Genomic DNA, 20,585 nt, shown 5'->3' with positions numbered 1-20,585 from the left:
ACAAAACCCCCACTGATTAAAGTTTCACTTTATCTATAGATGGGGGAGAAAAGGTGGAGAAGATAGCAATTGTGACAGGGGCAACTCGTCTTAATGGAATTGGTGCAGCTGTATGCAAGGTGCTTGCTCAAAAGGGGATAGATGTTTTTTTCACGTACTGGTCTCGGTATGATAAAGCAATGCCATGGGGAATGAATGATCAAGAACCTTTTTTGCTGAAAAAGGAAATTGAAAGTTCCGGTGTTCGATGTGAAATGGCAGAAATCAACTTATCGCAGTCTTATTCGCCGAATCGTTTGCTTTATATGGTATCAGAGCGTTTAGGTGAGCCATCTATTCTTATTAATAACGCTGCGTATTCTACTCATACGAATATTGAAGAGTTAGATATAGAACAGTTAGATACACATTATACGGTAAATGTGCGGGCTACGATGCTATTAAGTTCATTATTTATTAAAAATTATACGTTTGAAACGAGTGGAAGTATTATTAATCTTACTTCAGGACAATCGTTAGGACCGATGCCGAATGAACTTGCTTACGTAGCAACAAAGGGAGCTATTGAAGCATTTACAACTTCAGTAGCGCCAGTCGCGATGAAAAAAGGGATTACAGTTAATGCTGTTGATCCAGGACCGACGAATACAGGATGGATGACAGAGGAAGTGCGGCGTTATTTAGTAGGGAAATTCCCGAAAGGAAGAGTTGGAGAATCAATGGATGCAGCGCGCTTAATTTCCTTTTTAGTAAGTGAAGAAGCGAGCTGGGTGACAGGGCAAATCATTCATTCTAATGGTGGTTTTAATTAGTTACTTATAAATATATTATGTAAATAAAAAGTTGAGAAATAATAAAAGTGAAAAATATTTTGGAGATAATTTATTTTTTTGTATAAATAAAATGTCAAGAAAGAGAAAAATTTGATATGAGAGTATATTGTCATATGTAGATTACAATTCTTAATGTGACAATATACTCTTTTTCTTTCATTAGGGAGCAGAAAAATGAGGTAGAAAGAACTCGAATATTAAAACGACTTTATCAATTTTTGTACGTATTATTATGAAGATTACTGTCGGAAAGATGATAATTCGTGTGAAAAGGAATTTTTTAAGGGAAAATAGAATCGTAAAGGGGAGGATAAAATTGTAAATATAGGGGGATTTTTATGAAAATGAAAAAGATCGCAATCGCATCAGTAGCAATTGGTACAATGCTTACTATGGTGGCTTGTAATACCTCCACGGATAAAGATGCAGCGAAGAAGGATCAAGCAAATGCACAAAATGAAGAACAAGCAAAAACGACAAGTGCAGATGAATCATCAAAAACAACGAAAGATAGTGAAAAAGATACAAGTACTTCTTCGAATGAAAAAACAGATAAGGATTCAAAAAATACAAAAGATACATCAGGAACAGAAAGTGACGGCAAAACGCCAACTCAAAATCAGAATGGAAAAACGACAGAAAAGGAAACGGCAGGAAAGTCAAACGAACAAACGACTAGTGGCAAAACAACAGATCAAGCTACAAGTGGAAAGACAACGAAAGATTCGAAACAAACTGCTACTGTGAAAACAAATGTAAAGGAAGTCGTTCAATTGATTGAAAGCTTAGATAAACAATTGGCTGCTAATCCTAAATTAGATACGGTAAATAAACTTGGAAAACAAATTAATGAGAAGTGGGATGTAATAGAAAAAGAGTTAGAAGCATCACATCCAACTGATTATAAAACAATTGGTCAAAGTATGTACCCATTAATTGTAGGGGCTGAAAAAGAAAAGATTGATATTAAACGAATGAAATCATTAACTTCGAAAACGAAGCAAGATTTAAATCAATTATTAACTAAGCTATCTTAGTTGAAGTGCACTTTAAAATCCAATGTTTTTTGAAAAAGGAGAAATGATAAAAGTTTCTTCTTTTATTTTGATCGTTCATTATATATTATAATAAAATTATGTAAACTAAATATTTTTAATTTAAACGTGAGAAACCACCCATTGAAAGGTGGTTTCTATTATAAATAATTTCTTAACGTGCCATCTTCTAAAGAGGAAAGGGGAACATTGAATTCAGTTCCTCCTTTCATGTTACGTAAAACAACGGTTTCTTTAGAAATTTCATCCTCACCAATAATGAGTACGTAAGGGATATTTTCCTTATTTGCGTAATTAAGTGCTCGTTTTACTTTACGACCAGCTAACTCGAGTTCAATTTTTAATGTAGTATTAGAACGTAATTGCTGTGCGAGTTGTAAACATTGTAATTCTGTATCAATCGGAATAATGAAAATATCTGCTGCGGCTGATTCAGTCTCTTGCTTTAGAAGAGCTGCATAAATCACATCTAAACCGAATGATATTCCTACAGTTGGATAACACGTATTGTCACCACGGAATGTACCAATGATATTATCATAACGACCGCCGCTACCGATGCTAGATGTAATACTCCCATCCTTTAAAAAGATTTCATAGATGGTTCCTGTATACATTGCTAGACCTCTGGCTAAAAACGGATTGAATACAGTATTTTCTTGTATCCCAAGGGCGAGGAGATACTGCTCCAATTGTTGTAACTCATTTACTCCATCAGCAACGAGTGTAGTATTGAAAGCATCTTTAAAATCAGCGACATCAAACTTCATACAAGATAGTACTGTATTACATATTGTTTCTACTGTTTCTTTTATAATTCCACGGCTTTGCAAATCTTTTCGAACGCCTTCAATTCCGATCTTTTCAATTTTATCTAAAGATAAAATGACATCATTCGTTAATTCATTAGGAATGTTAATAGACTCGAGAATACCAGTTAATAACTTACGATTATTATATTGAATTTGTACATCTAAGTTTAATGTACGGAACAGTTCGAATGCCATGCTCATTAATTCAGCTTCTGCCATTACTGATTCTACACCAACTATATCAACATCGCATTGAATGAATTCACGAAATCTACCTTGTTTAATTGGACCATCTCGAAATACTTTACCAATTTCATATCGTTTAAAAGGAAGGCGTATATTTGGATTCATCGCGACAACTTTGGCGAATGGAATTGTTAAATCATAACGTAGGGCAAGCTCACGTTTTCCTTGATCTTGCAGTGTATATATCTCTTTTAAAATTTCATCACCACCACCGTATTTATATGCCAGGAGCTCATACATATTTAATGTGGGAGTTTCTAAAGGCTTACAGCCATACCGTTCAAATGTATCTTCACACGCTCTTTTAATTTTATTTCGTAATAATTGTTCTTTCGGTAAATAGTCTTTCGTTCCTTTTACATTTCTAATTTCCATTAGAATCACTCCTTTTTAAATTAAAAAAAGCTATGCAGGTATAAAAATACCCACATAGCTTTATGAATGCTTCGTGGGTCAACAGGAAAAGCCCTGTACCCACGAAGAAAAATTTCCTTCGGATACACGGCGTTATGTATGATGATGAAGTTGGAAAGAAGTATTAAAAGTACACATATGAAATCTCTCCTTAAATAAGTTTTTTACAAAGTATAACAAAAGATTTTTGAAATATCAATATTTTCAGTTTCGAAATTGATATGAAGGTATTATCACGGAATATTGCATATGACGAATATTACTTGCTAAGATCCAGAATGAACAGACAGTGTACCATGAAATACCTCAAGCCGTTCCTTCATCCCATTGAGACCAAATCCGAATTGGATTTCTTCCATTCCAACGCTGTTATCTTCAATCTGTAACCAGAGATGCTGAACTATCGAAATGCAGTTGAACGGATATCACGGTCGCCTAGCCGTACCGAACCGTGTTTGTTAATGACTCTTAAAAGTAGCGGTATAGATAAAAGTTTATTTTTTGCATTACGAGAATGTCCACAGGATATCATTGCAGCTAATGAAAAAGAAGTAATTTATCAGTACTATCGTTCCTTTCAGCGTGAACGTGATAAGTATTTCAACTGGGAAGCAGCAGAAGAACTTTGTAAGGCAACAAGAGACCATAAAGAAGCTATTCCAGTAAGAGTGTATGTAGGAAGTAGATTTAAGCCTAATGTTGTCGAGTATATGAAAAGAAAAGGCTAGGAGTAAGGGAACACCTAGCCAAAATATAGGGTTTCATCGAATAGATGAGTCTTAATTATAACTGGATTAAAAAGTAAGGAGAATAAAGTGAAAGGAAAATTTACAAAAGATTTACAAACAACTGTAGCTAAGGTGAAACCATACAATTAGTCTTTTAACAGAGAATCGTTTGTAAATACTTCAAATGAACAATAATCATTATGATACCAAAGATCATGGAAACTATGTTGGGATTTCCATTTATGATAAGGATGGTTTTTATCGGAATAAATATCCCAAGTTAAATGTATACATTCACTCTTCTTTGTTCTAGCCCATTTTTTATTTAAAACTTTATAACAAAATGTATGCATCGTACCGTCTACAAACTTTAAATTATGCAACTGAATATATTCTAAATATTGAAGAAAATCTTTAGTTCTGAACAGAAGAAGTTGTCCTCCTGTTACCCCTTCGTTAAAAATCGGGTATTCTTTTATAATTGGTGGAATCCAAGAGTTTGCCGTTGGATAGTTCTCTAAAGGTAAATTGTCTAGGTTGATTGTGACGCCGCAAGTGAACACTTCCGGGTGATGATCTAAAATATTTATTTCTTCAGATAAAAAATCATTGTTTTTTACAATGACATCTCCATCTGTAAATAAAATATATTTATATTGTGCTAATTGTTTCACCATTTGATTTCTAAAGAAAATTTCCATTGCATTATTAGAAATATTTTTAGAAAATAAAACATATTTAGCAACAATATTTTTATTAATCAAATTTAAAATATATGGCTTTATCTTCGATTCTGTATGAATGCTGGGATTTTCAATAATATAAAGATCTAACCGATCTGAATATTCCCCTAAAAATTCCAAAGATTTCTTAATGATATCAAAATTATAAAAAACTAATACAACACATGGTATTTTATTATTCATTTTGATCTCTCCTACAAATAGTTATAACTTTAAATTTTTATGCAATGAAAAATCTTTTTATGATATGAAGTTCTATTGCTACATAGACCTCCTATTGTCGTGGTATTTTTTTTATGTGGTAGGATGAAAGTGGATATTCTGGAGAGGGAGTAAATCATGCCAAAAGGGTTTGACATGGACTTTAAGTTTTATGAACGGAGTGAAAGGAACTTGGTCATCCAATACGTTTACTTATAGTACATGAAGTAATTGTTAAGGGACCACTAAATAGCCGGGGGATAAAGTTCGTACAGATTGTAGCAGAACAGAAATAGAAAGCAGGGGAGTGGTGGAAGGCCCAAATGAATTTGAAAAAGGTGTATAATAGAAGAAAATTTAATGATATTAAACAACTTTTTATGTATTAAAAGGAGAAGAACATGAAAAAAGATAAAACGAATGCGATGCGAATATTGGATAAAGAAAAAATAGAGTATGCAATGATGTCATATGATTCAGATGATGGGAAAATTGACGGGGTTTCAGTTGCTGGGAAAATTGGAAGAGAAGTGAGAGAGGTATATAAAACACTTATCGCCCAAGGAACTAGTAAAGATTATTACGTTTTTATAATTCCTGTAGAAGAGGAGCTCAATTTAAAAGCTGGGGCAAAAACGGTTGGTGAAAAGAAGATAGAAATGATCCCAGTAAAAGATATTACGAAAGTTTCAGGATACATTCGCGGTGGATGCTCTCCAGTTGGAATGAAAAAATTATTCGTAACTTGTGTAGATGCAAGTAGCAAATCGCTTGAAACGATTATTGTGAGTGGCGGCAAAATCGGTGTCCAAATAGAGCTGAAAGTGGAAGATTTAGCAAAAGTAACGAGAGCAAAATTTGGCGATGTGACGAAATGAATAGTGAAATTCGAAGGGATATATAATCCTTTTACATATGTGAAATTAAAAAAATCTGTGAATAAAAAAGGAGTGTGCGAAAGTCATATTCCTTTCTTATTGTTATTTATAAGAGGAAAGAATTCGTCAAATTCGTATGAGGAATATGGTTTATAATGTATTTAAGCAGAATAGAGAATGGAAAAGTCAAGCCATTATCTCGATTTTTATTAATTCTGTCCTAGATTTTATACGTTTTGTTGTACTGTTTTCTCTGGATGGTTTTCAGTCATAATGTTTTTTTGAACTATTAATCAAATATGTATAATTGCATAAATAAATTGAAATATATAAGTTATCATTAAACTACTTTTCAATGTAAGAGAATATTTTAATCATCTTTACTAGAGAAGAATATTTTTTGTGAAAAGTGAAAGTGTTTATGTGATTGATAAAACTGAAATTTAGGAGAACAGTATGAAAAAGAAACTATGTACATTAGCTCTTGTAACAGCAATATCTTCTGGCGTTGTGACAATTCCAACAGTAGCATCTGCTTGTGGAATAGGAGAAGTAATGAAACAGGAGAATCAAGAGCACAAACGTGTGAAGAGGTGGTCTGCTGAGCATCCGCACCATCCTAATGAAAGCACACACTTATGGATTGCACGAAATGCAATTCAAATTATGAGTCGTAATCAAGATAATACGGTTAAAGTAAATGAATTACAATTTTTAAATACCCCTGAATATAAGGAGTTATTTGAAAGAGGTCTTTATGATGCTGACTATCTTGATGAATTCAACGATGGGGGTACAGGTACGATAGGGATTGACGGGTTAATTAAAGGGGGATGGAAATCTCACTTCTATGATCCTGATACAAAAATGAACTACAAAGGGGAAAAGCAACCAACTGCTCTGACACAAGGAGATAAATATTTTACATTAGCAGGTGATTATTTCAAGAACAATGATTGGAAACAGGCTTTCTACTATTTAGGTGTTGCGACGCATTACTTTACAGATGCGACTCAACCGATGCATGCTGCCAATTTTACAGCCGTCGATATGAGTGCTTTAAAGTTTCATAGCGCTTTTGAAAATTATGTGACGACAGTTCAGACGCAGTTTGAAGTATCGGATGGAGAGGGAATATATCATTTAGTGAATTCTAATGATCCAAAGCAGTGGATACATGAAACTGCTAAACTTGCAAAAGCAGAAATCATGAATATTACCAATGATAAGATTAAATCCCAATACAATAAAGGAAACAATGCTTTTTGGCAACAAGAAGTTATGCCAGCTGTTCAGAGGAGTTTAGAGAAAGCACAACGAAACACAGCAGGATTTATTCATTTATGGTTTAACACATTTGTTGGAAATACTACGGCTGAAGAAATTGAAAGTACTATAGTAAGAGATTCTAAAGGACAAGCAATACAAGAAAATAAAAAATACTACATCGTACCAAGTGAGTTTTTAAATAGAGGCTTAACATATGAAGTATATGCTTCTAATGATTATGCACTATTATCTAACCCAGTGGATGACAATAAAGTTCATGGTACACCGATTCAGTTTGCATTTGATAATGATAATAATGGAATTCTTCACAAGGGAGAAAGTGTATTGTTAAAAATGACCCAATCCAACTATGATAAATACGTATTCCTAAATTACTCTAACATGACAAATTGGGTACATCTTGCAACGAGAAAAACAAATACTGCGCAGTTTAAAGTGTATCCAAATCCGAATCATCCAGATGAATATTTCCTATATACAGACGGTTACCCAGTAAATTATCAAGAAAATGGTAAAGAGAAAAGGTGGATTGTTTTAGGAGGAAAAACAGATAAACCAAAAGCATGGAAATTTATACAGGCTGAATAGGATTTTCTATTATATAGAGAGAAAATGAGTATGTAGTTTTAAAAGATTTCATGGGTTGAGAAAGAATGATTTTGATTAATGAATTCAAATTAAATTTTAAAGGGGAAATGGGTATATGATGTTCCGAAATACAAAACTTGCTATGGTTACGCTATCTTCATTTTTTATTTTAGGTTCTGCATCTTTATCATTTATAGATACGACATATGGTGAAGTAGTTTCTGCGTCTCCGAAAGTAGATAAGGTTTCAACACAAGAGGTTACTGTAAAAAACTATGACGATACATATTATAATAATGCTATAGGAAAAACGGGTTTAGAATTAAAGAAGGAACTGCATAATATTATTGATAATCACACAAAGATATCATACAATGCAGTTTGGGAAGCGCTAAGAGATACTGATGAAGATCCAAATAATAAAAATAATGTTCTGCTCCTATATACAGGGCGTTCACAAGGGAAATTTACGAATGGTTCAGGAGTTAATAACTGGAACCGAGAGCATGTTTGGGCAAAATCTCACGGTGATTTTGGAACGGCTGCAGGACCTGGAACGGATTTGCATCATTTAAGAGCGACGGATGTATCTGTAAATAGTTCACGTGGAAATTTGGATTTTGATAATGGCGGTGTGAATCATTCAGAAGCGACAGAATGTAAATATGATAGTGATTCTTGGGAACCTCGTGATAGTGTAAAAGGAGATATTGCTAGAATGCTATTTTACATGGCTGTTCGTTATGAAGGAGACAACGGCGAAATAGATTTAGAGCTTAATGAAAAAGTGAATAACAATAAAGATCCATATATGGGGAAACTATCTGTTTTGTTAAAATGGAATGAACAAGACCCTGTCGATGATTTAGAGCGAAAGCGTAATGAAGTGATTTTTACAAAATATCAACATAATCGTAATCCTTTTATTGATCATCCTGAATGGGTAAATAAAATTTGGAACTAAGGTTTTTGTGTAAAGATTTTTAAAGAATTATTAGTGTAATTGTTAGTGACATTATACTTTGATAAAGTGAAAGGGATTGATCATTATGATTAATCCCTTTTTACATTTATGCTAGAATAAATGGTTTGCATAGGATTGGTGAGGAGAATAGAATAGTATAGATGTTTTTACTGTAGTAAATAGAATCCCGATAGCAATCCATTTCTCTAATTGCTTCATTGGGTGAAATGTTATCTTATATTTTCGTGTCATAATCGATGGAGAAGCGATGCTTTTAGGAAGGGTTATTGTTTGTTCATCAAGTTAAGTATGTGATGAATTTTTCAATATGGCCCCCACTCAATATTCACTCCAACAATAAGAAAAACAAGTCCAATGATAAACCAAATGAGTGCAAGTGGAGCCATGAATCGAATCCATTTTCCGTAAGAAATGCCGCTCGCTGCGAGAACGCCCATTAAAACACCTGAAGTTGGATTTAAGCAATTTACTACACCTTCTCCAAGCATAACAGCCTGTACTGTAACTTGGCGTGTAATGTGCATGAAATCAGCTAATGGAGCTAATATCGGAATGAAAATAACAGATTCACCTGTCCCTGATGAAATGAGGAAATGTAATGCAGCACTACTTACATACATACCAAGAACGCCAAATACAGGGCTTTGTCCTTCGAGAGCCTGCGCTAGTTGGTTAACGATTGTGTCCAGCAATTTTCCTTGTTCTAAAATGACTGAAATACAGCGGGCCATTCCGACGATTAACGCACCGTATATAAGTTTTTGGCAGCCTGTTAGAAAAGTAGAGGCGATATCGTTTGCTTTCATACCACCTATCATTCCCGCTACAATTGCTATGAAAATAAAAGTAGCGGTCATTTCTGCATCCGTCCAATGTAGCCGAAAAGCACCTATTAAAAATACAATTAATGATAAAGCTGAAACGAGTAAAATTAACTTATGACGCATTGTCCAAGGAACTTCTGTTTTCTGCGTTTCTTCTCCACTTGAAAGAGCATTACTTGGAAACCAGTTGTCTCCAAGCATGCTTCCTTTATTCGATTTCTTTAAGCGTTTTACATACCAATGAATATAAAGAATGGTAGCAAGTAAAAAAGATATATAGATTGCTATACGTAAACCAATCCCTGAAAACATCGGAAGTTCTGCGATTTTTTGTGAAATATCTAAAGGTGAGGGAGATAAAATAGTAGCATTAAAACCAGCATAAGTGCCTAAATAGATAATTGCTACGCCGACGATAGCGTCCCATTTTAATGTGCGTGCAACGATGATACCAATGGGGATAAAACCGATAACTGAGTTAACGATAATGCCAGTCGTTCCAAGAATGGAAAAGAGTGCTGCGACAATACAAATGAAAAGTAATTGCTGATTACGAAATTTGTTAATAACATGATAGATTAGACCGTCAAGAGCACCTGTTTTTTCAAGAATTGCAATGGCACCGCCTGTAAATAAAATTAAAAAGATGATAGGAGCAGCAAGTGTCATTCCTTTTTCAATAGCGGTAAAAAAGGAAACAAACCCTACAGGCGATTGTGGAACAGAATGGTAACTTCCTGGTATTGTTGTTGTAACAGTGCCGTTTGGAACCCTTTTAAACTCTCCAGCGGGAACAAAATAAGTAGCAATAGCGCAAAGTAAAGCAATAAAAAATAGAAGTACATATGCATCAGGCATTTTAAATTTTGATTGACTAGGCTGTTTTTTCGTCTCAGTTTGTAATTGCATGAAATCCCTCCTTTTTTCACTATATTAATTTTAAACATTCTGAATTTTATCTGTGAAATAGATTATAATAAAGCTTTCTCCTTAAGGCAATAGTTTAAGTTTCTACAACCTATATTTGTACATAACTTTTCCCTCGCATACAAATTATTGCAACATGAGACAGGGAAACGAAAAAAATCCAAGAATATGTTATATAGGGTGAAACGTTAATCAGTGGGGGACATCCCGCAGCTGAGGAATAGAAGGATAAAAAGGAAAAGAGGGAAAAAGATGTGGAAAACTACGGATCTGTGTGATGAGTTTGAAAGTGAATTACAAATATGTCGCCAGTCTTTTCGGTCTTTTGGGAAGAAAGAACAATTTTATGGAAAAATTGCAACGGTAAAAGTGAAAGATGATAATGTACTAGTGAAAGAGGGATTGCAAACATTGCCAGAAGGAACGGTATTAGTTGTTGATGGAGGAGCCTCTACTAATTGTGCGTTACTCGGCGATAATTTGGCAGCTATTGCAGAAGAAAGAAAACTGGCAGGGATTATTGTAAATGGATATGTTCGTGATTCTAGTGAACTGAAAAATATTAATATTGGTATTTTAGCGTTAGGGACGATGCCAAATAGAAGTGTAAAAGAGGGAAAAGGAGAACGAAATATTTCATTGCAATTTGGAAAAGTGGAATGGAAGCCAAATGAATATGTTTATGTTGATGAGGATGGCGTTATTATTAGTGAAAAGAGTTTGCATAGTTAGGAGGTTAGAAAGTTAGTATTCTTAGAAAATAAATCCGATAAAGCATGGACAAAATTCTTTGTCAATAGTAAAATAATACAGAAATTTAAAATTTACAGAATGTATGGGTTTATCGTTTTTACGATAACTTGAATGGAAGTTAGTTTTGCCTAGAAAAGTGAATGTTATCACAATGATACATTCATAAACGAAATTATTTTTCCTATACAAATATAGCCGCGAATTATGCGGGTAGGAGGTGTTGTGCATTTTTGTTCGACACTTACAAAAAGAGAGTGTCAATCGCACGCCCTTGAAGGGCCTTTTTTTGTGTAAATGGTAGTAAGGGAGGAAATTTTGGGATGGTAATATTAAGAAAATGGCTGCTTACGTCGTTAATGGCAGTTACACTTGTATTTGTTTCTTTTGCGAATACGGTACATATTACGTTTGCTGAAGGAAATACAGCAAAACTTGCAATTATTGGCGAATCACAAAAGGGTATTATGTTATGTCCGAAAGAAGAGCAAATTGAAGATGGGGAAACAGCTTTAAGTTTGCTACAAAAAGTCATGGGGGACAAAGTAACATCTGAAACAATGTCGTTTGGAACATATGTAAAAGGCATTGATGGCTTAATGGCTGGGGACACAAGCGGTTGGATGTACGATGTAAATGATAAATCTGCAGAAGTTGGAGCAGATAGTTATAAATTAGAGTCTGGAGACGTTGTTGTATTCCGTTTCGTTTCAGACTGGAGCAATATGAGCCAAGAAACATTGAAAGAAACGTTAGATAAGATTGGAACTTGTAAAATAGAAGATCCTAACGGTGGCAAAACTGACGAAACAAAACCAGAAGGTCAAGATGGTAAAACACCAGATGGGAACAAATCAGAAGGTCAAGATGGTAAAACACCAGATGGGAACAAACCAGAAGGTCAAGATGGTAAAACACCAGATGGGAACAAACCAGAAGGTCAAGATGGTAAAACACCAGATGGGAATAAACCAGAAGGTCAAGACGGTAAAACGCCAGGTGGAACAACAGAACAACCAAAGCAAGAGAACATTCGAGTTGCAGCAACACAAGTAAACGAAGCAATTTCTAAAACGTCTGAAAAGATGTTACAAGATGGAATTGAAAGTGATTGGGTAGCATTAGGCCTTTCTCGTTCTGGAAAGAATATACCAATTGAGGCGCAATTAAATTATGTTAAGGCAGTAACAGAAAAAGTGGAAAAGCGTATTAATCGTTTTTCAGCAACAGATTTAGCTAGAACGATTATTATGATGAATGCAATGAATGCAGACCCTAAAAAGGTAGGCGGACATAACTTAGTTCAAAAATTGTATGAATCAGATAAGGTGAATTCTGTTACAGGTTATACATTTGCTTTACTTGCATTTGATACGAAGAAATATGAGATTCCAGTTGAATCAAAATGGAATCGAGTTGCTTTAGTAGAAGCGCTTTTAAACACTCAGCATACGGATGGTGGCTGGACTTATGATAGTGCAGGTAGTAAAGATAGTGCAAGTAACGTTGATGTAACAGGTATGGTTTTATCAGCATTAGCTCCTTATCAAGATCGACCAGATGTGAAACCAGCTGTACAAAAAGCTGTTGCGTATTTATATAACGAACAACTAAAAAATGGCGGTTTTTCTGCTGATGGAAAAGAAAATTCGAATAGTACTGCGCAAGCGATTATTGGATTATCACTTGTTAAAGATATAGATCAAAATCGCCTTCATAAGGCAGTGCAAAGTCTGCTGTCATATCAGCTTCCAAATGGTGAATTCAAATGGTTACCAAGTGATCAAAACGGTAGTGGAATGGCTACAGAGCAAGCTCTTTTAGCGTTGCTTCAATTTAAAGATATCGGTAAGTCTATTTATGCTTGGTCTAATGTAGTCGTTGATGAAGTAATTAAGCCGAAACCGATTGAAGAGCCAGAAAAGGTAGTCGAACCGGAAAATAATGTAGTAGATAAAGAAGTTACAGAAGAACAAAAACAAGTACAACAAGAAACAAAAGATGAAACTGTAAAAGTTGTTGTAGATAACGAACCGGTTAAAAATAAAAAATCCGGAAACGGTAGCAGGCTACCAAAAACAGGAGCATCTTCTCATAGTGCAGCTACAGAAGTAGGTATGGGTGTATTATGTATTGCTTCTGCATATGTATTATGGAGACGTAAAGCAGCTTAACAAAAATTAGGAGCAATGATTTGCTCCTAATTTTTATATGAAAGGTGAGAGAGAACATGAGTAAGATGAAGTGGTTCATTTCTTTAATGCTTTCGCTCGGGCTACTTGCTGGATGTGAAGAGGCAGCTGTAAAGCCTGAGAAGAAAATAGAACCAAAACAAGAAGAGGTAGCAAAACAAGAAAAACCGAAACCGGAAGAGAAACAAGCTGAACCGGAGCCGAAGCAGCAAGAAGAGCAGAAAGAGAAACAAGAACAAAAAGTAGAAGAGAAGCCGAAAGAGGAACAGCCACAGGAACAGCCTGAAGTAAAGAAAGAAGAGAAACCTCAGGAACAACTTGCCGCTACTAAACAACCAGAACAGCAAAAAGCACAAGAAGAGAAACAACAGCAACCGAAAGCACAAGAAGTAAAAGAAGAAGCGAAGGTTGTTAATCAGCCGAAAGAAACGCCAAAGCAGGAGCAAAAAGTAGATCCAAATAAAGGGCAACAACAAGTAACTGTTCCGAATCCGCAAGAATCGAAACCAGAATCAAATACAATACAAAAACCAGAACCACAAGCAAAACAAGTCACTATCTCAGTAAAAGGTCATGAAGGATACTTATTAGGTGCGAAAAAGGTTGATGTACAAGAAGGCGATACTGTTTATAAAGTGTTGCAGAGTACAGGATTAGATGTTGATGCAAGTGGATCAAAAGATAGTATTTATGTAAAAGGTATTAATGATTTATATGAAAAAGGTGTTACTGCGACTAGTGGGTGGAAATATCGTGTGAACGGTGCATTTCCAAACCGTAGTGCTGGTGTAGTTACAGTAAAACCAGGAGATATAATTGAGTGGGTGTATGTATTAAAATAAGAAAGGCATTCGGTAAAGGACTATGAAAATAAGTTTTTCTTCTTTACATCCTTTTGTGAATTTTTTCTATTATATCGGGGTGATGATACTATGTATGATGTGTCTTCATCCTCTTTTTTTAATTGGAGCAATTATATTAATTGTTATTATAAATATAATGCAAGGGAATAGCGGAAAGATAAGAAAGATATTACCGAGCACAATCGTTTTCTTTTTTATGGTGATTTTATTTAATTCGTTATTCACACATAGAGGTCGAACTACGTTATTTTGGTTAGGTGATAGTCGTATTAAGCTTGAGGCGATTATGTTTGGACTAGTAATGGGATTATTATTAGTTGCGATTATGTTTACGTTTGCATCTTACAATGATATTATATCAAGTCATAAATTTTTATATTTGTTTTCAAGGATTTCACCGAAAGTTGCATTATTAACGATGATTACAGTGAGATTTGTTCCTTTGTTTATTAGACGGTTAAAGAAAATAACACTTGTCCAAAAAACGAAAGGTGTGCAGGTAGATTCAGGTTCAATTGTTGAACGAGTGAAAAATGGTATGCAGTTGCTGCAAGTATTATTAATTTGCTCGTTAGAAGATGCACTTCAAACGGCAGATTCAATGCAAGCTCGTGGATTTGGTGTAACGAAGCGCACGACATATATTCGATATAGAATGGAAAGACGCGATTGGTATATGCTCAGTTATTTAAGTATTCTATTTATAGCTGCTGTCATAGTGAGTAATTATGGCGGAGGTAAATTAATTATTTATCCGAAAGTCGAATCTATTCTATTTCAGCAATACGATGGAATGATGTTTGTACTATTTACGCTGTTTATTAGTTTACCAATTATAATGGAAGGAAGGGAATGGGTATGGTGGCGCATGCAGAAATAAATAATTTATCATTTGTATATGCTGATGAAGACGAAGAAGCGTTACAGCATATTTCTCTTTCTATTCAAAAAGGTGAGTTTATTACACTTGTTGGCGGATCGGGTTCTGGGAAGACGACTTTATTAAAACATTTTAAAAAGGAGTTACTTCCAATAGGTAAGCGTTCTGGATATACATATTATGACGGTTCTTTATTAGAAGATGTACCAGATTTATTATCGGCCCAAGAAATTGGGATGGTATTTCAAAATCCAGAAAATCAGATCGTTATGGATACAGTGATTCAAGAATTAGCATTTTCTTTAGAAAATATCGGATTACCATCACATATTATTCAAAAAAGAATAGCAGAGCTTATTAGTTTTTTAGGATTTCAAGATTTACTACATCAATCTGTTCATACGTTATCTGGTGGGCAAAAGCAACTTGTAAATTTAGCTGCGGTATTAGTTATGCAGCCGAAATTATTATTATTAGATGAACCGACAGCGCAGTTAGATCCGATTGCTGCGAAAGAGTTTTTAGGATTATTAAAACGTATAAATGAAGAACTTGGAATTACGATTATTTTAAGTGAACATCGTTTAGATGAAGTCATGCCACTTGCAACACGAGTTGTTTGTATGGATAACGGCCGAATTATTTATGATGGTAGCCCTAAAACGGTTATAGCGAAAATGTGGGAAGTAAAAAACTTCCGTCCATTCATTCCGCAAATTCCAAGATTGTTTTTAGAATGTAATGTGGAAGATATTCCCTTTACAGTGCGAGAAGCGCAAATGAAAATGAACGATTTTTCAGCGATATCATATGTGGATAAGCAAGAGAAGCGGAATGAAAAACAAGAAATAATTTTAAATGCAGACCATATTTCTTTTCAATATGAAAAAAATAGTCCACTTATTTTACGAGATTTAACAGTTGCGATTGAAAAAGGAAAATGGGTAGCTCTCGTTGGGAAAAATGGTACCGGGAAGTCTACACTGTTAACGATTTTAGCTGGATTGCAAAAAGCGAGAAGAGGGAAAGTAAAGTGGAATGGTAAAGTGATACATAAAATTGATTCGAACGAACGATTTAAAAGTATCGGGTATGTATCGCAACATCCGTATTATCATTTTACATTTGATACAGTGTGGGAAGAAATTTATGAACGTGCTCGTGAATTATATGGAGAACAAGGAAAAGAAATAGCAGAAGATATGTTGAAAAAGTTTTGGTTAGATTCACTTAAAGAGCGGCACCCACATGATTGTAGCGGGGGAGAGCAACAGTTACTTGCATTATGCACAGCTTTATTGTCAAAACCAAGTTTATTATTATTGGATGAACCGACGAAAGGGTTAGACCCAGGGAAGAAGGAAAGATTGGGAGAATTATTTCAACAGTTACAAAAAGAAGGAACAACAATTGTAATGGCAACGCATGATATTGAATTTGCAGCAAAGTATGTGAATCAGTGTATGATGTTATTTGATGGAAAAGTAATTATGAATGATGTACCGAAGGAATTTTTTAGTGATAATTTCTTCTACACGACATCTATTAACAGGTTTATTCGTAAGCAGTTACCGTATGCATTAACATGGGAGGATGTGTACGAAGCGTGTCCAAGCGATATATTGCTTTCATAATATTCATTTTTACTATTGTAATATGTACACTTCTTTTCACTACTCTTATCATGGACGGTTCTTACATGTTAAGTAGTATATTTTTACTATGTGTCATTATGTTGCCTTTCTATATTCGGTTTGAGAAAAAGGCGTTTGTTTCACGTGAAATTGTCATTGTAGCTGTTTTAGCAGCAATTGCGGCAGTTAGTCGTGTGCCATTTTCGCTTTTGCCAAGTGTACAACCGACATCTTTTGTTATCATTGTCTCTGCCATTGTTTTCGGGAGTGAGACGGGGTTTATGATTGGCGCAACAGCGGCCATTGTATCGAATATTTTTCTAGGACAAGGACCATGGACACCATGGCAAATGTTCGCCTGGGGAATGATAGGCTTTATAGCAGGGGTACTCCGCAATACATTTTTAATGAAAAAGCTATGGGGAAGAATATTATACGGATTTATCGTTGGATTTATGTTTGGCTGGATTATGAATTTGTGGGGACTCCTCGGATTTATGCAAGAAGCAACATGGGAAACGGTTCTTGCGTACTATGTCGCAAGTTTTTACTTTGATCTTAGTCATGCGATTTCCAATGTTATTTTTCTCATGTTATTTAGTTCTTCATGGATTACTATTCTTACAAGATTTAAAAAGAAATATGGTATTTTAGATAAGCATAAGGTGATGTAGAAAAGCATACTAATGTAAGGTAGGGTCGCGACTTACATATTCGTTTGCCTCTTTCATGCTTCTTACAATTGTAAGGAGCATTTTTTTGTCAAAAAATAGATTCAATATGCATCCGTTATTATATGAAATTATTTGTATAATAGTAGGTGAGAATTATTTTCAAGAGGGAGGTGTATAGGTAATGAAGTTAGTTATTCCGAAGCAACATGGGGCATGGGCTATGCTTGTTATACCATTTCTATTAAGTATTGTACTTGGGAAACCTACTTTATATCATATTCCATTGTTTTTAGCTTGGTTTTTTATTTATTTAGCTACGTATCCATTTCTCATGTACATAAAGCAAAGAAGAAAAAAAGAGTTTTTACACGCTGCAATTGTTTATTTTATTATTGCGTTCGTATTTGGGATGATTTCTTTATTATATGAATGGCGAATTCTTTTATTCGTAGTAATAATGATTCCATTGTTTATTGTAAATATATATTACGCTCGTCAAAAAAATGAAAGAGCATTACTAAATGACGTTTGTGCAATCATTGTTTTTTGTATAGGTGGTTTAATGAGTTACTATTTTTCGATGAAAACAATTGATGGAATAGCGTTATGGATTGTGATTATTTCTTTTTTATATTTTTTGGGTAGTACATTTTACGTAAAAACAATGATACGTGAAAAGAATAATCCTATATATCGCGTCGTATCTTGGACATATCATATTACTTTAACCATTGTATTATTGGTTGTAAATCCATGGCTTTCTCTTGTTTTTATACCGAGCTTAGTTCGGGCAATTATATTGTATGGTAAGAAAATAACAATTTTAAAAGTTGGAGTGTTAGAAATCGCTAATTCCGTATATTTTTTAATTGTGACGGCAATACTGTTACCGTATGCCATTTGAAATGATTCCCATCTACGTTTGAGATGGGGATTATTTATTCTTGTTCTAAAATATGAACCGTATAATCGCATCTTTGTAAAGCTTGCTCTACGATTTGAAGCGATTGCTCAATGCGTTCTCGATTACTATCTTTTTCAACGGTTTTTAACGCATCTTCTAAACAATGCTTTGCTTCCTGTAAAGAATGAAATGAATCTTGGACGTATCCACGGGCATTTTTTTGCATCATATATTCCTCCTTTTGAACATATACTTGTAGTATGAACACGAAAAAAGAAAATATAACTTATTATATTTGTTTGACAATTACAAAAAAGATCGGTATAGTAAGATTTAAAGTGAATATTTTCTTATCCAGAGAGGTGGAGGGACTGGCCCGATGAAACCCAGCAACCGCGATGCAGGTGCTAATTCCAGCAGAACATATTTGTTCTGGGAGATAAGACGAAGATATAAACGTAACTTCTTCTTATCGGAGAGGTTTTTTTATTATAAAAAAACCGATTACGAAAACATAAAATAAGAAGAAAGGGGTTGCAATTGCACTGTGACACTCGAAAAATACGTAAAACTGCGTAATGCAGTATATGAATATATGATGGAACAAGATAAGCCAATCTCACTATTAGATATTCAAGAACATATCGTTTCGCATCATGAAGGAAAATTCACGAAAAAAATGTTACACCAATTTTATTTATCAAGACTATTAGATGAACTGAAACTGGATGGGAAAATTACTTTAGCTGATGATGAATATCTCTATGCTGAAAAAGGGGTATTTTATCAGGTGAGAAAAGGGAGCTAAGCTCTCTTTTTTATGTCATGATTTAACTGGAAATTGAAAGAAGTATGTAGAGTAAAAGACTGCTAAAGCAGCCTGATACAAGGGAATGGTGTTGAGTGTGTAGTGTCAAAAGTTGAATGTGCCTGAAAGAGGCACTTCATATCGGCTACAAACGAAAAGAGACACCTTCGCCGAGTAGGTGTCAGTTGTTTTGCCAAATAGACTTGCTACTTGACAAGTAATAGAATAACATGCAGAATCTTGGAAGTCAAAAGGGAATTTAAGGAAGGTGTTTTATATGTACGCTTATTTATTAGCAGAGATAAGGAAATGGATTCCGAAGTACATTATAGATAGAGGATATGAATATTATGAAGAAGGACATGTAGAAGATGTTGAAATACATAGCAACAAAGTATTTGCTTTTGTAACTGGGAATGCAAGGAACTATGAAGTGAGTATTGATCTTGAAGATTTTACAAAAAGTAGCTGTGAATGTCCTTATGAAAATTATTGTAAACATATGGCGGCGGTTGTTTATGAAATTCAAAGTACCGGTGAGAGTAAAGTTGAAGAGCAGCTAAATAATCTAGGAAAAGAAGAGTTAATGGTAGTATTAAGACGCTTGTTACAAAGCTCTAAAAATGTACAAATAGTAGAGAAGATGTTAAAGAAAGGGAAGCTTTAACTTTAGAAGGGGGGTGTAGCAAATGTATTAATTATATACGCCCATCCTAATCCCTCAAGTTTTAATGCAGCGATTTTACAACATGTACAAAAAGGACTCCAAGAAACAAATCATTCTGTGATATTGATTGATTTATATAAGGGGAAATTTAATCCAGTACTTATTTTTAATGAAGGGAAGAAAAGACGTGATTTACTATATGAAAAAGAGACGGAGAAATATAGAACATTAATCAAAGAGGTTGATACCCTACGTGAAAAATGGCTTTTACAAATCGAAGAAGAGGTTCGTAAATTATGAATGAAATTGATCGTATTATGAAGTGTTGCAATTATGATGACGAACTATTTCGTATGTATATCGTTTGTTTACTTCAATTGAAGCAATGTAGTGAAAAGTTTAAAAAAGTGCGGCAAGAATTAAGAACGGATTATTTAATAAAAGGCATTTGTGAGCGGGAGATTGATGGGATAATAAAGGGAAGTAAAGGGTACGAGAAATATTATGTACCAAAAGTATTACAGTGGGATTTTTTGAGAAGAAACCCTTTCATCATTGAACATATTTGTGAGGAATTGTTTGCATACAAACGAATAAACCTTTCAACTGAAACGTGGATAATGGTAATTGCATGTATAGAAAATGAATGAAATATACAGTATTTATTGTGTAAAAAAGTTAGTATAAGA

Annotated in this window: 19 protein-coding genes, 3 pseudogenes and 1 riboswitch; of the genes and pseudogenes, 17 read left to right on the top strand and 5 right to left on the bottom strand. The window is 34.4% G+C overall.

Annotated elements, in window-relative coordinates; genetic code table 11:
* Positions 1-53 precede the first annotated feature (53 nt).
* Both DJ93_RS01510 and DJ93_RS01505 read left to right on the top strand, forming a co-directional pair.
* Positions 54-812 (top strand): SDR family oxidoreductase, encoded by a 759-nt coding sequence (locus tag DJ93_RS01510; protein WP_042978874.1) that lies wholly within the window; start codon positions 54-56, stop codon positions 810-812.
* Positions 813-1,171: 359 nt separating this feature from the next.
* Positions 1,172-1,870 (top strand): lipoprotein, encoded by a 699-nt coding sequence (locus DJ93_RS01505; protein WP_042978873.1) that lies wholly within the window; start codon positions 1,172-1,174, stop codon positions 1,868-1,870.
* A 158-nt stretch (positions 1,871-2,028) separates the two neighbouring features.
* Here the strand turns inward: DJ93_RS01505 and DJ93_RS01500 are convergent, their stop codons facing one another.
* Positions 2,029-3,321, bottom strand: a complete 1,293-nt coding sequence (locus DJ93_RS01500; protein WP_042978872.1) for a histidine--tRNA ligase — start codon at positions 3,319-3,321, stop codon at positions 2,029-2,031.
* Between the two features lie 308 nt (positions 3,322-3,629).
* Positions 3,630-3,879 (bottom strand): annotated as a pseudogene (locus DJ93_RS33575) (sensor histidine kinase); the annotation flags it as partial.
* Between the two features lie 56 nt (positions 3,880-3,935).
* Between DJ93_RS33575 and DJ93_RS33570 the strand changes: the two are divergent.
* Positions 3,936-4,088: pseudogene (locus DJ93_RS33570) on the top strand (cell division protein SepF); the annotation flags it as partial.
* A gap of 146 nt (positions 4,089-4,234) precedes the next feature.
* Here the strand turns inward: DJ93_RS33570 and DJ93_RS01490 are convergent.
* Entirely contained in the window at positions 4,235-5,014 is a 780-nt protein-coding gene (locus DJ93_RS01490) for a hypothetical protein (protein WP_042978871.1), read from the bottom strand.
* A 419-nt stretch (positions 5,015-5,433) separates the two neighbouring features.
* On the opposite strand from DJ93_RS01490, the gene ybaK reads away from it, so the two are divergent.
* From ybaK to DJ93_RS01475, 3 genes are all read left to right on the top strand, one after another.
* Positions 5,434-5,910 (top strand): Cys-tRNA(Pro) deacylase, encoded by a 477-nt coding sequence (gene ybaK / locus DJ93_RS01485; RefSeq protein ID WP_042978870.1) that lies wholly within the window; start codon positions 5,434-5,436, stop codon positions 5,908-5,910.
* A 456-nt stretch (positions 5,911-6,366) separates the two neighbouring features.
* A complete protein-coding gene (locus DJ93_RS01480; protein ID WP_042978869.1) occupies positions 6,367-7,788 on the top strand; it encodes a zinc dependent phospholipase C family protein in 1,422 nt (473 codons plus the stop codon).
* A gap of 115 nt (positions 7,789-7,903) precedes the next feature.
* Positions 7,904-8,752, top strand: a complete 849-nt coding sequence (locus DJ93_RS01475) for an endonuclease I family protein (protein ID WP_042978868.1) — start codon at positions 7,904-7,906, stop codon at positions 8,750-8,752.
* Between the two features lie 323 nt (positions 8,753-9,075).
* Here DJ93_RS01475 and DJ93_RS01470 read toward each other — a convergent pair whose 3' ends face one another.
* Positions 9,076-10,506, bottom strand: a complete 1,431-nt coding sequence (locus tag DJ93_RS01470; RefSeq protein ID WP_042978867.1) for a YfcC family protein — start codon at positions 10,504-10,506, stop codon at positions 9,076-9,078.
* 270 nt (positions 10,507-10,776) lie between these two features.
* On the opposite strand from DJ93_RS01470, the gene rraA reads away from it, so the two are divergent.
* The 7 genes from rraA to DJ93_RS01435 all read left to right on the top strand — a co-directional run bounded on the left by rraA (position 10,777) and on the right by DJ93_RS01435 (position 18,421).
* Positions 10,777-11,256, top strand: a complete 480-nt coding sequence (rraA, locus tag DJ93_RS01465; protein WP_042978866.1) for a ribonuclease E activity regulator RraA — start codon at positions 10,777-10,779, stop codon at positions 11,254-11,256.
* Between the two features lie 341 nt (positions 11,257-11,597).
* Positions 11,598-13,448: a DUF4430 domain-containing protein gene (locus DJ93_RS01460; RefSeq protein ID WP_042978865.1), complete on the top strand. Its 1,851-nt coding sequence runs from the start codon at positions 11,598-11,600 to the stop codon at positions 13,446-13,448.
* Between the two features lie 56 nt (positions 13,449-13,504).
* Positions 13,505-14,308 carry a DUF4430 domain-containing protein gene (locus tag DJ93_RS01455; RefSeq protein ID WP_042978864.1) on the top strand — a complete coding sequence of 268 codons (804 nt, stop codon included), beginning with the start codon at positions 13,505-13,507 and terminating at the stop codon, positions 14,306-14,308.
* A gap of 22 nt (positions 14,309-14,330) precedes the next feature.
* On the top strand, positions 14,331-15,209 hold the full coding sequence (locus tag DJ93_RS01450) for an energy-coupling factor transporter transmembrane component T (protein ID WP_042978863.1): 879 nt from the start codon (positions 14,331-14,333) through the stop codon (positions 15,207-15,209).
* On the top strand, positions 15,182-16,843 hold the full coding sequence (locus DJ93_RS01445) for an ABC transporter ATP-binding protein (RefSeq protein ID WP_042978862.1): 1,662 nt from the start codon (positions 15,182-15,184) through the stop codon (positions 16,841-16,843). The genes DJ93_RS01450 and DJ93_RS01445 overlap by 28 nt, the downstream gene beginning before the upstream one ends.
* Positions 16,816-17,517, top strand: coding sequence for an ECF transporter S component (locus DJ93_RS01440; protein WP_042978861.1), 702 nt, complete (start codon positions 16,816-16,818; stop codon positions 17,515-17,517). Before DJ93_RS01445 ends, DJ93_RS01440 begins: the two co-directional genes overlap by 28 nt.
* A 181-nt stretch (positions 17,518-17,698) precedes the next feature.
* Entirely contained in the window at positions 17,699-18,421 is a 723-nt protein-coding gene (locus tag DJ93_RS01435) for a YwiC-like family protein (RefSeq protein WP_042978860.1), read from the top strand.
* 34 nt (positions 18,422-18,455) lie between these two features.
* Here the strand turns inward: DJ93_RS01435 and DJ93_RS01430 are convergent, their stop codons facing one another.
* Positions 18,456-18,647: a hypothetical protein gene (locus DJ93_RS01430; protein ID WP_042978859.1), complete on the bottom strand. Its 192-nt coding sequence runs from the start codon at positions 18,645-18,647 to the stop codon at positions 18,456-18,458.
* 121 nt (positions 18,648-18,768) lie between these two features.
* A riboswitch (SAM riboswitch) is annotated at positions 18,769-18,867 on the top strand.
* 101 nt (positions 18,868-18,968) lie between these two features.
* On the opposite strand from DJ93_RS01430, the gene DJ93_RS01425 reads away from it, so the two are divergent.
* The 4 genes and pseudogenes from DJ93_RS01425 (at position 18,969) to DJ93_RS01410 (ending at position 20,546) form a co-directional block, all read left to right on the top strand.
* A complete protein-coding gene (locus DJ93_RS01425) occupies positions 18,969-19,229 on the top strand; it encodes a hypothetical protein (RefSeq protein WP_042978858.1) in 261 nt (86 codons plus the stop codon).
* A 277-nt stretch (positions 19,230-19,506) separates the two neighbouring features.
* The gene (locus DJ93_RS01420; protein WP_042978857.1) at positions 19,507-19,896 is read left to right on the top strand and encodes an SWIM zinc finger family protein; all 390 of its coding nucleotides are present in this window, start codon (positions 19,507-19,509) and stop codon (positions 19,894-19,896) included.
* Positions 19,897-19,926: 30 nt separating this feature from the next.
* Positions 19,927-20,148 (top strand): annotated as a pseudogene (locus tag DJ93_RS01415) (NAD(P)H-dependent oxidoreductase); the annotation flags it as partial.
* A gap of 44 nt (positions 20,149-20,192) precedes the next feature.
* Positions 20,193-20,546, top strand: a complete 354-nt coding sequence (locus DJ93_RS01410; RefSeq protein WP_042978856.1) for a type I restriction-modification system subunit M N-terminal domain-containing protein — start codon at positions 20,193-20,195, stop codon at positions 20,544-20,546.
* Positions 20,547-20,585: the final 39 nt, after the last annotated feature.

This window comes from Bacillus clarus (assembly GCF_000746925.1).
Taxonomy (GTDB): domain Bacteria; phylum Bacillota; class Bacilli; order Bacillales; family Bacillaceae_G; genus Bacillus_A; species Bacillus_A clarus.
The sequence above is the reverse complement of the archived record's forward strand: the minus strand, read 5'-3'. Positions and strand labels throughout refer to the sequence as shown.

What these genes read in the sequence shown, in the direction of transcription:
- DJ93_RS01505 (WP_042978873.1), top strand. Translation starts at nt 1,172, where the DNA reads ATGAAAATGAAAAAGATCGCAATCGCATCAGTAGCAATTGGTACAATG.
- DJ93_RS01500 (WP_042978872.1), bottom strand. Translation starts at nt 3,321, where the DNA reads ATGGAAATTAGAAATGTAAAAGGAACGAAAGACTATTTACCGAAAGAA.
- DJ93_RS01490 (WP_042978871.1), bottom strand. Translation starts at nt 5,014, where the DNA reads ATGAATAATAAAATACCATGTGTTGTATTAGTTTTTTATAATTTTGAT.
- ybaK (WP_042978870.1), top strand. Translation starts at nt 5,434, where the DNA reads ATGAAAAAAGATAAAACGAATGCGATGCGAATATTGGATAAAGAAAAA.
- DJ93_RS01480 (WP_042978869.1), top strand. Translation starts at nt 6,367, where the DNA reads ATGAAAAAGAAACTATGTACATTAGCTCTTGTAACAGCAATATCTTCT.
- DJ93_RS01475 (WP_042978868.1), top strand. Translation starts at nt 7,904, where the DNA reads ATGATGTTCCGAAATACAAAACTTGCTATGGTTACGCTATCTTCATTT.
- DJ93_RS01470 (WP_042978867.1), bottom strand. Translation starts at nt 10,506, where the DNA reads ATGCAATTACAAACTGAGACGAAAAAACAGCCTAGTCAATCAAAATTT.
- rraA (WP_042978866.1), top strand. Translation starts at nt 10,777, where the DNA reads ATGTGGAAAACTACGGATCTGTGTGATGAGTTTGAAAGTGAATTACAA.
- DJ93_RS01460 (WP_042978865.1), top strand. Translation starts at nt 11,598, where the DNA reads ATGGTAATATTAAGAAAATGGCTGCTTACGTCGTTAATGGCAGTTACA.
- DJ93_RS01455 (WP_042978864.1), top strand. Translation starts at nt 13,505, where the DNA reads ATGAGTAAGATGAAGTGGTTCATTTCTTTAATGCTTTCGCTCGGGCTA.
- DJ93_RS01450 (WP_042978863.1), top strand. Translation starts at nt 14,331, where the DNA reads ATGAAAATAAGTTTTTCTTCTTTACATCCTTTTGTGAATTTTTTCTAT.
- DJ93_RS01445 (WP_042978862.1), top strand. Translation starts at nt 15,182, where the DNA reads ATGGGTATGGTGGCGCATGCAGAAATAAATAATTTATCATTTGTATAT.
- DJ93_RS01435 (WP_042978860.1), top strand. Translation starts at nt 17,699, where the DNA reads ATGAAGTTAGTTATTCCGAAGCAACATGGGGCATGGGCTATGCTTGTT.
- DJ93_RS01430 (WP_042978859.1), bottom strand. Translation starts at nt 18,647, where the DNA reads ATGCAAAAAAATGCCCGTGGATACGTCCAAGATTCATTTCATTCTTTA.
- DJ93_RS01420 (WP_042978857.1), top strand. Translation starts at nt 19,507, where the DNA reads ATGTACGCTTATTTATTAGCAGAGATAAGGAAATGGATTCCGAAGTAC.
- DJ93_RS01410 (WP_042978856.1), top strand. Translation starts at nt 20,193, where the DNA reads ATGAATGAAATTGATCGTATTATGAAGTGTTGCAATTATGATGACGAA.